General features: G+C 31.5%; 13 protein-coding genes, 1 tRNA gene and 1 other annotated feature. Of the genes, 5 read left to right on the top strand and 9 right to left on the bottom strand.

Annotated elements, in window-relative coordinates; all coding sequences use genetic code 11:
- Positions 1–10: 10 nt before the first annotated feature.
- A complete protein-coding gene (gene sdaAB / locus ACJDUG_RS06060; protein WP_406768987.1) occupies positions 11–688 on the bottom strand; it encodes an L-serine ammonia-lyase, iron-sulfur-dependent subunit beta in 678 nt (225 codons plus the stop codon).
- 29 nt (positions 689–717) lie between these two features.
- Entirely contained in the window at positions 718–2,376 is a 1,659-nt protein-coding gene (locus ACJDUG_RS06055) for a nucleoside kinase (RefSeq protein ID WP_406768986.1), read from the bottom strand.
- Between the two features lie 288 nt (positions 2,377–2,664).
- On the opposite strand from ACJDUG_RS06055, the gene ACJDUG_RS06050 reads away from it, so the two are divergent.
- The 3 genes from ACJDUG_RS06050 (at position 2,665) to fba (ending at position 4,854) form a co-directional block, all read left to right on the top strand.
- A complete protein-coding gene (locus ACJDUG_RS06050) occupies positions 2,665–3,354 on the top strand; it encodes a YetF domain-containing protein (RefSeq protein WP_406769100.1) in 690 nt (229 codons plus the stop codon).
- Positions 3,351–3,731 (top strand): DUF4363 family protein, encoded by a 381-nt coding sequence (locus tag ACJDUG_RS06045; RefSeq protein WP_406768985.1) that lies wholly within the window; start codon positions 3,351–3,353, stop codon positions 3,729–3,731. Before ACJDUG_RS06050 ends, ACJDUG_RS06045 begins: the two co-directional genes overlap by 4 nt.
- A gap of 199 nt (positions 3,732–3,930) precedes the next feature.
- The gene (gene fba / locus ACJDUG_RS06040) at positions 3,931–4,854 is read left to right on the top strand and encodes a class II fructose-1,6-bisphosphate aldolase (protein ID WP_406768984.1); all 924 of its coding nucleotides are present in this window, start codon (positions 3,931–3,933) and stop codon (positions 4,852–4,854) included.
- Between the two features lie 63 nt (positions 4,855–4,917).
- On the opposite strand, the gene ACJDUG_RS06035 is transcribed toward fba, so the two are convergent.
- The 7 genes from ACJDUG_RS06035 to ACJDUG_RS06005 form a co-directional block, all read right to left on the bottom strand.
- Entirely contained in the window at positions 4,918–5,952 is a 1,035-nt protein-coding gene (locus tag ACJDUG_RS06035) for a nucleoid-associated protein (RefSeq protein WP_406768983.1), read from the bottom strand.
- A 76-nt stretch (positions 5,953–6,028) separates the two neighbouring features.
- Positions 6,029–6,105, bottom strand: a tRNA-Gln gene (locus ACJDUG_RS06030).
- A gap of 82 nt (positions 6,106–6,187) precedes the next feature.
- Positions 6,188–6,694, bottom strand: a complete 507-nt coding sequence (locus ACJDUG_RS06025; RefSeq protein WP_406768982.1) for a hypothetical protein — start codon at positions 6,692–6,694, stop codon at positions 6,188–6,190.
- A gap of 28 nt (positions 6,695–6,722) precedes the next feature.
- Positions 6,723–7,331 carry a J domain-containing protein gene (locus ACJDUG_RS06020; RefSeq protein WP_406768981.1) on the bottom strand — a complete coding sequence of 203 codons (609 nt, stop codon included), beginning with the start codon at positions 7,329–7,331 and terminating at the stop codon, positions 6,723–6,725.
- Positions 7,315–8,199: a DUF5685 family protein gene (locus ACJDUG_RS06015; protein WP_406768980.1), complete on the bottom strand. Its 885-nt coding sequence runs from the start codon at positions 8,197–8,199 to the stop codon at positions 7,315–7,317. The genes ACJDUG_RS06020 and ACJDUG_RS06015 overlap by 17 nt, the downstream gene beginning before the upstream one ends.
- Positions 8,199–8,744 carry a class IV adenylate cyclase gene (locus ACJDUG_RS06010; protein ID WP_406768979.1) on the bottom strand — a complete coding sequence of 182 codons (546 nt, stop codon included), beginning with the start codon at positions 8,742–8,744 and terminating at the stop codon, positions 8,199–8,201. Before ACJDUG_RS06010 ends, ACJDUG_RS06015 begins: the two co-directional genes overlap by 1 nt.
- Positions 8,745–8,797: 53 nt before the next feature.
- A complete protein-coding gene (locus tag ACJDUG_RS06005; RefSeq protein ID WP_406768978.1) occupies positions 8,798–9,385 on the bottom strand; it encodes an HD domain-containing protein in 588 nt (195 codons plus the stop codon).
- Positions 9,386–9,568: 183 nt separating this feature from the next.
- Between ACJDUG_RS06005 and ACJDUG_RS06000 the strand changes: the two genes are divergently transcribed.
- On the top strand, positions 9,569–10,060 hold the full coding sequence (locus ACJDUG_RS06000; protein WP_406768977.1) for a DUF6106 family protein: 492 nt from the start codon (positions 9,569–9,571) through the stop codon (positions 10,058–10,060).
- Positions 10,061–10,165: 105 nt separating this feature from the next.
- Positions 10,166–10,389: a binding site (T-box leader), on the top strand.
- A 134-nt stretch (positions 10,390–10,523) separates the two neighbouring features.
- A complete protein-coding gene (leuS, locus tag ACJDUG_RS05995) occupies positions 10,524–12,959 on the top strand; it encodes a leucine--tRNA ligase (protein ID WP_406768976.1) in 2,436 nt (811 codons plus the stop codon).
- Positions 12,960–13,022: the final 63 nt, after the last annotated feature.

Below are 13,022 nucleotides of genomic sequence, written 5' to 3'. Positions count from 1 at the left end.
TCCTTCTTTATTATACTTCTGTAATAGGATTTATGATTCTTATATTACTTATATGGGCTAATTTAGATATCTTTTCTACTGTTTCTTCAGTAACTGTATTATCAGTTTCAAAAATCATGGTAGCTTTTGAACCTTTATCACTTCTATACACCTTCATAAAGGCAATATTAATTCCTTCACTATATAACTGAGCCGTAACCTTTGATACCATGCCAGGTACATCTTCATGTCTTATGATTAAAGTAGGATATTCACCATTGAATTCAAGGGGATCGCCGTCAATTTCTGTTATTATTATATTTCCCCCTCCAACCGATGAGCCTATTACCTCAACTATAGTTCCATCCTCCCTGGTCATTTTAAATTTAACTGTATTTGGATGCCTATCGCCAAGATCTGTTTCTATAAACTCAACACTTATTCCCAGGTCCTTGGCAATTTCCATTGAGTTTTTTAATCTTTCATCCCATGGATCCATTCCAAGTATACCTGCAACTAGAGCTTTATCTGTTCCATGTCCCTTATAAGTTTTTGCAAAGGAACCGTGCAGAAAAAACTTTACTGACTTAATATTCCCACCTGAAATTATACTAGCTACCTTAGCAAGTCTAGCTGCCCCAGCAGTATGAGAGCTTGATGGCCCTATCATAGCAGGTCCTATTATATCAAATGCACTATAATTTCTCATTATTCCACCTCATCATAGGTTTTACTAGATTAATATTCGTAAAATACACTGCCGCCGATAAATTCTCTTAAAATAGAATTTTCAGGCACATGCTTCATTTCAACCTCTTCAAAAAAGTTTAGAAAACTTTTAAGTCTTAAAGCCTCATAATAGACAGGACTAGTATATGCTATCTTCTTTAATTCTTCAAGTGCATATTTTTTTAAAACGCATAACTCATATACAAGAGCAGAGTTAAACATGACATCTGCTTCCTCTTGAAAAACAAATATGTTTTTTTCTTCTCCTCTTCTTACTGAAGGCCACATTTTAAGTGTTTGTTCTGCACCATAGCCCCTAGATAAGTAATCTCTAACCATCCTTCTTATTATTCGATTATCTGTAGTGGCTATTCTATTATGATCATCAAGATTTAACTGAGTAAGTGCACTAATATAAATTTTAAATTTATTTTCTTTTGGTATTGAAGCTGTAAGCATCTCATTTAATCCATGAATACCTTCTATAATAAGTATTCCATTAGAAGGAAGTTTAAATTTTTCTTCCTTCCATTCCCTTTTACCTGTTTTAAAATTAAAAGTTGGCAGCTTAACTTCATTATCTTTTAATAGCTCCTGCAGATCTTCATTAAATAACTTCAAATCCAAGGCATAAATTGATTCAAAATCATACTCCCCCTTCTCATCCTTAGGAGTATGCTCCCTATCAACAAAATAATCGTCTAATGAGATAGGAATCGGCATTAAACCATTTACCCTTAATTGTATAGCCAGCCTTCTGGCAAAGGTAGTTTTCCCAGATGAAGAAGGTCCTGCTATAAGAATAATTTTTGTTTGATGTCTATCGTTAATCATATCTGCAATATAAGCTATTTTCTTTTCCTGTAGGGCCTCTGCAACTTGAATAATATTTCTTATATCGCCAGAATGGACTTTTTCATTAAGTGAACCAACATCTCCAACTCCTAATATATTACCCCATTGTTCAGTTTCATAGAATATCTTATCAAGCTTCTCGTATTTAATAAATTCTGGAATTTCAGTTGGATTACTTTCGGTTGGATATCTTAAAATAAACCCTGGTTCATAATACATAAGATCAAAATATTTTAATGCTCCTGTAGAATACGCCATTGCTCCATAAAAATAATCATATCTACCATTCAATTCATATAGCTTTACCTTTTCTACACTAACATTTTTTAGCAGTCTAAGCTTATCTTCCATTTTGTAGCCTGAAAAAATTTTAATTGCTTCTTCCTTAGTAACAGAAAGCTTCTTAATGGGAATGTCCTTATCTATCAATTCCTGCATCTTTAATTTAATTGCATATACGTCCTTTGAACTAAGAGGAGTACTTTTATGGATCTCTCCAAAAAGTCCTTTACTAAGGGCATGCTCAATGGTAATTTGAGCCTCCGGAAAAAGTTCTAAAACTGCTTTAATAAGAACAAATTGTAAGGTCCTCACATAAGTTTTCATACCAATATTTGTGCTTATATCTACAATATCGAAATTCCCACCTTCCTCCAAGGTTCTTGTGAATTCATAATATTTATCATTAATCTTAGCCAAAACAACTGGCAGCTTTTCTTTATCATAATTATCTTGAAATATATTATATATAATAGTCCCCTTAAGAGCTTCGATACTTTTCCCATTACTTAAATTCAATCTGTATTTATCCACTATAATTCCTCCTTATTGTCGGAACACGGGGTAATTTAACCTCATTCGCTCCGCTCACAAATTACCCGTTAAAGCCCATTTAGGGCTTTAACCTCCTTTTAGTGTCACACTGAGTAGTATAAGACTACTCGTTAAAGCCCATTTATGACTTTGGCTTCATTAATTTGCAAAGTAATATTATTATACACTTAAATAAATAAAAATGTTCTTTTATAACTCATAATTTTCTTAAATTTTACTTAAAATATATATGCTTAACCTGTTACAAAATATAAGGATGTGATTTTGTTGTTTATTGTTATGCTGAGAACTATGATTTTATATTTTATAGTTGTATTTACAATGAGAATAATGGGTAAAAGACAAATAGGTCAATTGCAGCCTTTTGAACTAGTTATTGCCATAATGGTTTCTGAACTTGCCTCTATGCCAATGCAGGACACCCGCATTCCTCTTTCTCACGGTATAATACCTATTTTTACTTTACTCCTTCTACAGGCATTAATTTCTGTTGCTGAACTGAAGAGTGAATTTGCACGCATTGCATTTAGCGGAAAACCAAGTATTATTATAAGCCAAGGTAAAATTGATATAAAACAGCTTAAGATTAATAGATATAATATTAATGATCTATTAGAAGAACTTCGTCTTCAAGGTTATTACAACATGGAGGATATAGAATTTGCAATACTTGAAACCAGCGGACAACTTTCTATAATCCCTAAGACTGAGTTAGAGCCTGTAACAAAGCAAGATTTAAATATAAAAAGTTCACAAGACACTCTTCCTATCACTTTAATTCTTGATGGGAAAATTAACTTAAATAATTTAAAAGTAATTAATAAAGATAAATCTTGGCTTTTGTCACAGCTTAAGAAAAACAATATTTTATCTCCAGATAAAGTTTTTATTGCTCTTTTAGATTCAAAGGGTAATTTTACCTTTCAGCTTAAGGAGGGAGGCGCCATAAATAAGTGAGAAATGTTGCGATTTCTGTTGTAATTTTTATAATTATGATTCTAGCAATGACTATATCTCTTAGCTACCTTAACAAAATAACCAATAATCTAGAAAATCTTAATATGCAAATAGAAACATACATTAATGATAGAAATTGGGATGAGGCAAATAAGGCTGCAACTGACTTTAGTGAAAAGTGGGATAAGTACACTAACATTATTAAGCTTTTTGTAAATCATCAAGAATTAGATAATATTGAAATAGAGCTAAGTAAATTAACTCAATTTGTAAGGGAGAAAACTCCAGATGAGTCCCTTGCTAATGTCCATACCTTAGACTTTTTATTAAATCATATAACTAACTTAGAAAAAATAAACCTCCAAAATATATTTTAATATATAATCAGAATATGCTGCTTGATTAAATATGAGTTATATTTAGTAATTTTTAAATATAGGAGTTAAAAAAATCTATAAAATATTTTATAATGAAAGTATGGAAAATCTAAGTTTATTAGTTTATAATAAACTTAGATAAATCAAGTCCCACCGGGACTTATATTGACCCTATTTATATATGAAAGGTGGTATAATTATGGCTTTAGTTACTACTAAAGAAATGTTTAAAAAGGCTTATGAAGGCGGTTACTCAATCGGTGCCTTTAATATCAATGATATGGAAATAATCCAAGGTGTTGTTAATGGTTGTAAAGCACTAAATTCACCAGTAATTCTTCAAGTTTCTTCAAGTGCCATAAAATTTGCAGGAGCTAAATATTTAAAGAATATGGTTGATGCTGCTATAGCAGAAACTGGAATAGATATTGCTCTTCACTTAGATCACGGTGCTAACATTGAAATAGTTAAAGAAGTAATAGAGGCAGGCTTTACTTCAGTTATGTTTGATGGTTCTCATTATGAATATGATGAAAATGTAAGACTAACTAAAGAAGTTGTTGACTATGCTCATGCTAGAGGTGTTGTAGTAGAAGCGGAACTTGGCCAATTAGCAGGTGTTGAGGATGAAGTTAGCGTTGCCAAGAGCACATATACTGATCCGGCTCAAGCTGAAGATTTTGTTAAAAAGACAGGTATAGATTCATTAGCAATAGCTATTGGTACTAGTCATGGTGCTTTTAAATTTACTGGAGAACCAAAACTAAGATTTGACATTTTAGAAGAAGTTCAAAAGAGGTTACCTGGTTTCCCAATAGTACTTCATGGTGCTTCAGCTGTAGATCAGAAATACGTTGAAATGTGTAATGAATTTGGCGGACAAATTGCAGGTGCAAAGGGTGTTCCAGCAGATATGCTTAGAAAAGCTTCCTCAATGGCAGTTTGCAAGATAAACATGGATACAGATTTAAGACTTGCAATGACAGCTGCAATCAGAAAGTTCCTTGCTGAAAATCCAAAGGAATTTGACCCAAGAAAATACATGGGAGCTGCAAGAGCAACTCTTCAAGAACTAGTTGAAAAGAAAATAAAAGAAGTTCTTGGTTCAGAAAACGCTCTATAATAATTAAAATTAATGGCATCCATATGGCTTATTATTCAAATAAGTCATATGGATGCATTTTTATTATTTTTCAATATAGTTCATTACATGCTTAATAAGTATATTAATAGAACCGTCCCCGTTTCTTTGAATTTCAAAACGTTTATCATCATCATAGGTTTCTTCGTTTATATAAAGATCAATATCACTATCTATCTTAAGCCTTACCCTCTTTAGTTTTTTAGATACCCATTCCTTATCAACTGAAATATTATCATCAATTCCAGCAGCAGACACATATTCCATAAAGTCCTGCTTATTTACCGCTTCATCCTTAAAAAGCATATCTGAAAAAGCTTTAACATCTATATTTTCCTGCTCTTTTAAAACCTTTTTAACACTGCTTCTAACTGTTTCTTGTGAGGCAGCATCTTCTTTAAGTTTATTTCTTGTCCAGTTTTCAGCTGCATTTATAAAAGCCTTAGTCATATCTCGCTCGTTACTTTTTAAACTACAGCCTAGATAGTTTGTAATAAAGTAATTAGAGCCATATTCCTCCTTTTCTTTATTACCTCCCTTATCCATAACCATAAGATTAAATTCCTGATCATCCCTTAAAGGCTTTATGAAGGCGCATTTTTGGATTCTTTGGCTGCTGGCGGGGAGACCTGTAAATTGTGGAATTATATTTATTCCTATTTTGTTATCTACAAAATCTACAGAATGGGTATAGTTCTTTACATAATCCATTTTAATAATACCAATTAATGGTCCATGTTCAGTGGTAACAGAAACAGTTAATATATCACAAGAAGATATATTTCCATTAGATTTCATTAAAACAAACATCTGTCTTGCAAGTTCCTTTGAAATTTCCAGAAGATTATTCTCTCCATTTAAATATTCCTGTGAAAGTTCTTTAACAATATTTCTTCCTGAATTAAAATTAGCATATTTTATTTCTTCATCTCTTAAACATCTGTCTACATGTCTTAAAAGAAACTTATAAATATCCTCATTTAATTCCAAATAGTATTCATTTAATATAGGTTCCTCAGAGTTATTGTCTAGTATATGAATAACTGCTTCATTAATAGCAATTTCGTTAATATATTCCATTATATCACCTGCAATTAAACAAAAATAGTAATAAAGTTATAAAAAAGGCACATACTCAAAAGAATATGTGCTTCATTGGCTGCCCAAGCAGGACTCGAACCTACACAGTGCCAGAGTCAGAGTCTGGTGCCTTACCAATTTGGCTATTGGGCATTAGTAACAATAATTATTATAACATGATTATACCTCTTGTCAAGTGGTGAATTTCTTTGTGAAAAATTTTTTACATATTATGTCATAGCTTTAATTTTATAAGATGCTTTGATATATAATCTATAAATAAAGTAAGTGCATAATCAAAAATAATAAACACAAATTGAAGCATAATAACTACTTCATAAACAGGAAGGTTAATTTTTAATAAGCCTGCAAAGAAAAATTTATAGAGATAAAATAAAATACCAATAGAAGTATTAAAATATACTAGTTTTAATATAATTTCTAAAGGGATATTTCTTAATCTTTCTACATAATATTTTATGAAACCATACAACCCAAAGAATATTATATAGGCAATTACGCTACCTTTAAATCCAAGCATAAGAAAGCTTATAATACTGGTAGCAGTGTAAACTATAAAACTGTTTTTCAAATTTGTAAGTAAAACAGATATAGGAATAATACAGGAAGCAGCCCCTAAAATATAAACCTTACTAGTTGGAGAAATTGTACTTAGATAAAGTAGTAATACTCCTATTGCAGTTAATATACCTCCCCTTGCAATAAACCTTGAAGTTCCCATTTTTCGCCCTCTCTTTATAATAATTTATTTAGCAGCAGCTAAATAAGTCACCGCCAAAACATTCACAAAGCGAATCAGCACACCAAAGCGTTGCGCATATATCACAGATATCAGAACTAGAAGTATTTCTTCCATAATAAGGCTGTCTATAGCTATTATTGCTTCTTTGAAGTTTATTTAAGGTTTGCCTGTATTCAAAGTTATTAGGTTCCATGTTACAAGCATTTAATATATAATTATATGCATTGTCATACCAGCCTTTTCTTAAATATGTAATTCCCATAAGATAATTCCACTGTGCATCTCTTGTAGCAATGCTATTCAACTTAGCTTCTGCAGCATTTATATTACCATTTTGCAAATCTCTGCGTATTTCATTATATATTATGCTGTTTGAGCCATTATTACTATAACTTTCCTCTGAATAAGAATTTTCTGTATAATGAGGAGTATCGTTTTTCATTAAATAATCATATGCCTCGTTTACTTCTCTTAGCTTTTCTTCTGCTAAATCCCTTAATGGATTGTTTCCATATTGATCGGGATGATATTTTTTTACCATTTCTTTATAAGCTTTTTTAATTTCTTCCTTAGTGGCTCCTTCTTTTATTTCTAAAACCTCATAGGGATTTCTCATTGCTTGATTCTTCCTTTCCGTTAAAAATTTTGTCCATCTTTTCCATTAAACCATATTGTAATATATTATATAACAAATCATAATTTCTTTTAATAGGTAATTTATTTAAATTTTCTATGCATCCAGCACCACACATGGTAAGCAAAAAGTAAATTCTTTCTTTAACCGACGCTGCAAATTCCTTATAAGGAAGATTTTCAGAATTAAAAGCACTATTTATAGCATTAAACTTACTATTCTTCATATCCTTTTCCAAATCATCGTAGGCATCAATTATATATATCCATTTCCCAAGGTTATAGCCAAGCTTGTATAGCCTATCTTCATAATCTTTATCCTCTTCATAGGAGGCAAGAATGTATCCTGTTAAATCTGCAAAATGATGACTTAATTCATCAAGGTTTTTGCCGTTAAAAGCTTTTTCTTCTATGCTAAATGTCTTTAGTATTTCTGATATTTTTTTTGATTTCTCTTTGTTATAGCTTGGAGATTTTTTTAAATATATTTTTAACATTGCTGCATATATCTTGCTTTTTAAACTTTTATCATCCTCAAAATTATCCAATAATTTATAATAAGCTAAAAGGACATTAAAAAAAGCAGCATAGTCGATAGCTGAATTTCCCATAAAAACAACCCTTTTTTTAAGTGGGTGAAGACTGCAGAATTGCTTTTCTACAATGTTTTTTTCATCACTTAAGGAATCTAAAAGCAGGGCTAAAAAAGTCATATCATAATTAAGTGCCAATCTAGGCAGATTCCCATAGCATCGTTTTATACTTCTGCATAAACCGCAATAATAAGCTTTAAATTTTTCAAAATCTTTAATTTTAAGTTCCATTTTACATGGGGTAACGTAGCCAAACATTATATGCCCTTTTCTCCTCTTTGCTTTAATATCTCATAAATTGTTTTAGAAGTTGTATCCTCAAAAGTGTAGCCTAATAGCTTTACAACCTCTTTAAGCTCTTCTTCGTGGGGAGTTTCTATTTCTAGATAAGGAAAAGGACAAAAGCTTTTATCATTTATATCTATTTCAATAAGAGTATTTTTATATTTATAGCTTTCCCTATACTTGTAAATAGTTTGAACGATACTAAGCCCTAGTGCCTTAAATATTTCTTCTCCTTCATCAGAGCTTTCAATTACAGTTTCATGTTCATTCATAACTTTATATTTGTCTTGACTTATCATCTCTTTTGTTGTCATATAATTAATAGTTTTATTGTTTAACAAATCTTCAACAATACGTATTCTTGCATAGCCTTTTTTGCTAAGCAGTTTTTTATCCTGAAAATCAAAAATTTTATTAATTTGATTTTCCATTTTTACTTTTTCAGTATGCATGGCTCTAAGTTTAGCTCTTATATCTTCAACATCTATGTCTAATATTCTAGTCTCCATTTCCTGCATTTTTATCACATCCTAATAGTTTTTAAAATTTTAATAAATTATAAAAGGTTTTTTTATCTAAGCCTTTCACAATCCTTTAGAAGGTTAGGTAGTATATTATCTAAAAAATATTTTGAACTTATTATGTCAATTTCCTTTATCTGATTTAAAATAGTATTGTATTTATCAACAAAGGGATTACAATTTTCTAAACTTATTTCATTAATGCATTCAATTAAGGCATCTATATGATCTGCACATCGAAGGATTTGACCTTCTAAGCTTAAATCCTTGCCTTCAAAAATAAGGTTTTTATAAATACTTCTATAGGGTTCTTCCATTGAAGACAAAAGGTGTTCCTCTGCTACTTCTTCTTCTATTATATCCACCATTTGCTTCATCTCTATATTTTTATGTTTTACAAAGCTCAATATATCTCCAGTTAAGGCCTCAACAACATCATGGTTAATAAGTTTTTTAAATAGTCTTTCCCAGTTTACAGTATTTCCATGCTCCTCTTCAATTAAAGCCAACATTTGGCCTATTTGTGCTACTAAAAAGGAGTGTTCACTTACAGTTGCTCTTCTATGCATAAATTCATTTGCCCATCGTCCCATATTATTCAATTTTCTTACTGTAGTTAGATATTTATCCAGGCTCATAGCTTTCCTCCTCTTTGTTTAATATTTATTTTAAGTTTCAATATCAGCTTAGTTACCTTGTAATATCAATTATATCATAGCTTCTACCTATAATTATTAAAATAAATTGAATATTATATTTTTATATTAAAATTAATGTTATAATTACTTTAAATATCATAGCAATTGAGAGGGGTAGTAACATTGGATAATTTTTATGAACAGCTTGCTGTAACCCATAAAACGGGTATGTATCGGCTTTTAAATGCTTGTGTTTATTTTTTTTGTGTACTTGCAATCCTATCAATGGCAGTAATTCCTGTTTTTATTTTAAGTTTATTAATAGCAGCTGTCTGCTTTTGGGGAAAAAAGAAGCTTTATGTAGAATATGAATATGCTTTTACTAATGGAGAAATAGACATTGATAAAATTGTAGAAATGAAAAAAAGAAAAAGAGTCATGAATTTTCAAATAAAAGAAGTCGAGCTGTTAGCTCTTGAAAACAGCTATTATGTTAAAGATTTTTTAAGTGTCCCTAATGATATTGTAAGCTGTTACCCCAAAACTACAGACAAGGAAATATACGTTGCCATGATAACAGGTGGAAATAAAAGAGTTAAATTAAGGTTTACTCCAGATGAAGAATTTTTGAACTTATGCTTTAAATATAATCCTAGATCGGTTAAAAAGAGCTGACTTTAATGTGGATTTAAGTCTTTATTAATATACCTTGCATCTTTATAACATTTATAATTACTTAATTATTGACATAAAGCAAAACTTAGAATATAATGTTATAAAATATGAGCTTTGAACAGGAATAGTAATTTAAAAGCATACTAAGAGAGCTGTTGGCTGGTGTAAAACAGTGTTTGGTTTTAAATGAACTCGCCTGGGAGCATACTTACAGAAAAGTAAGTACGGTAAATCCGTTATCTTTTTAAGTGAAACATAAACCTTCCTTTTTTATTTATGTTTATGTTTAATTAGAGTGGTACCGCGAAACAATAACTTTCGTCTCTTAGTGAGATGAAAGTTTTTTTATTTATTATCTAAGTATAGGAGGTTAAAGCCCTAAATGGGCTTTAACGAGTAGTTTTACGAGCGGGAGCGAGTAGTCTTAATCTACACAGTGTTCCGACTTAAAGGAGGAAATAGAATGGTAAATTATAGTACGGCCATAGATAAAAAATGGCAAAAAAAATGGGAAGAAACAGAGCTTTACAAGTTTGATTATAAAAATGAGAAGAAAAAATTATATGTGCTTGAAATGTTCTCTTATCCATCAGGCAGTAATCTTCATGCAGGACACTGGTTTAATTATGGTCCTGTTGATTCCTGGGCAAGAATGAAAAGGATGCAAGGCTATAATGTGTTTCAGCCAATGGGCTTTGATGCTTTTGGGCTTCCTGCTGAAAATTATGCAATTAAAACAGGAATCCATCCAAAGGACTCAACATTAAAAAATATCGAGACCATGGAAAGGCAGCTTAAAGCTATGGGAGCCATGTTTAATTGGGATAATGAAGTTGTTACATGTTTACCTGATTATTATAAGTGGACTCAATGGGTATTTTTAAAGCTTTATGAAAAAGGCTTGGCTTATAGAAAAAAGGCTCCTGTTAATTGGTGCCCTAGCTGTAACACAGTACTTGCAAATGAACAGGTAGTAGATGGCCATTGTGAACGCTGCGATACTGAGGTTACTAAGAAGGATCTTACCCAATGGTTCTTAAAAATAACTGATTATGCAGATGAGCTTTTGGAAAAATTAGACACCTTAGATTGGCCTGAAAAAACTAAAGCTATGCAAAAGCATTGGATCGGTAGATCTATCGGTGCTGAGGTTAATTTTAAGGTTTGTGATTCTGACCTTAATTTTAATGTTTTTACTACTAGAGTTGATACCCTATTCGGAGTCACCTATGTGGTTCTGGCTCCAGAAAATGAACTAGTAGATAGACTTACTATTTCTGAAAACAAAGATGCAGTAGAGGAATATAAAGAAAACGCAAGAAAACAAACTGATATTGAAAGACAATCCTTAACTCGTGAAAAGACAGGAGTATTTACTGGCAGCTTCGCAATAAATCCTATAAACGGAAGAAAAGTTCCAATTTGGGTTGCTGATTATGTGCTGGCTACTTACGGAACTGGCGCAGTTATGGCTGTTCCTGCTCATGATGAAAGAGATTTTGAATTTGCAACAAAATTCGAGCTTCCTATTGAAAGAGTTATTGAAGGTGGAGATAGTCTTCCATTTACAGAACACGGGAAATTAGTTAATAGTGCGGAATTTAATGGCTTAACTACAGAGGAAGCTAAAAAAGCAATTGTCAATAAGCTTGAACTATCTTCCTTAGGTTCTTCAAAGGTAAATTATAGACTGAGAGACTGGCTCGTTTCAAGACAGAGATATTGGGGTGCTCCAATTCCAGTAGTTCATTGTGAACATTGTGGAATAGTTCCAGTTCCTAAGGCTCAGCTTCCAATAGAATTACCTTATAATGTAGAATTCGCACCAGATGGCAAGTCACCACTTGCTAAAAGTAATGAATTTATGCATACCATTTGCCCAAAATGCGGCGGTGAGGCTCTCAGGGATGCTGATACACTTGACACCTTTGTAGATTCTTCCTGGTATTTCTTAAGATATGCAGATAATAAAAACGGTGAAGAAGCCTTTAATTCAGAGCTTATTAATGAAATACTACCTGTAGATAAATATGTCGGTGGACCTGAACACGCCTGCATGCATCTTTTATATGCTAGGTTTGTTACAAAGGCTCTTAGAGACATGGGATACTTAAACTTTGATGAACCTTTCCTTTCACTTACTCACCAAGGTTTAATACTAGGACCAGATGGCCAAAAGATGAGTAAATCAAAAGGTAATACTATAAATCCTGACGATTATATTTCAGAATATGGTTCAGATGTTTTTAGAATGTATCTTATGTTTGGTTTTGGCTATACAGAAGGCGGAGCGTGGAGTGATGATGGCTTAAAGGCTATTGCAAGATTTGTAGATAGAATTGAAAGATTGCTTGAGTCTTCAAGAGAAGTAATCAATTTAAAGGATAATAAAACTACAATAGATAAAGCTGAAAAGGAGTTAAACTTCTGGAGACATTCAGCAATTAAAGGTGTAACTGAAGATTCTGAGATACTTCAATTTAATACTGCAATTGCAAGAATAATGGAATTTACTAATGCACTGTCAAAATATTTAAATGAAGAGAAGAAAAATGGAGAATTTTTAAAAGAGACTATAATAGATTTAATTAAGCTTTTGGCACCATTTGCGCCTCACTTTAGCGAAGAACAATGGAGCCTTACTGGGATGAATTATTCAGTCTTCAATGAGAGTTGGCCAAAATTCCATGCTTCTGCCTTAATTAAAGATGAAATTGAAATAGCTATACAAATAAATGGTAAAGTTAAGGCTAGAATAAATGTTGCTTCAAATTTAGAGGAAGAAGAAATTAAAAAATCTGCCTTAGATAATCCTGAAATCAAGGAAATTCTTACAGGAAAAGACATTGCTAAAGTCATAGTTATAAAAGGAAGATTAGTTAATATAGTTGCTAAATAAATGATTACTAAAACTTTAAAAACAAAAAAATAGCTAATAAATAAAATATTTTATATGAGCTGA

It is taken from the genome of Candidatus Clostridium stratigraminis (genome assembly GCF_045310675.1).
Classification (GTDB): domain Bacteria; phylum Bacillota; class Clostridia; order Clostridiales; family Clostridiaceae; genus Clostridium_AT; species Clostridium_AT stratigraminis.
Note: the sequence above shows the minus strand (reverse complement) of the source record. Positions and strands in the feature narration are given on the sequence as shown.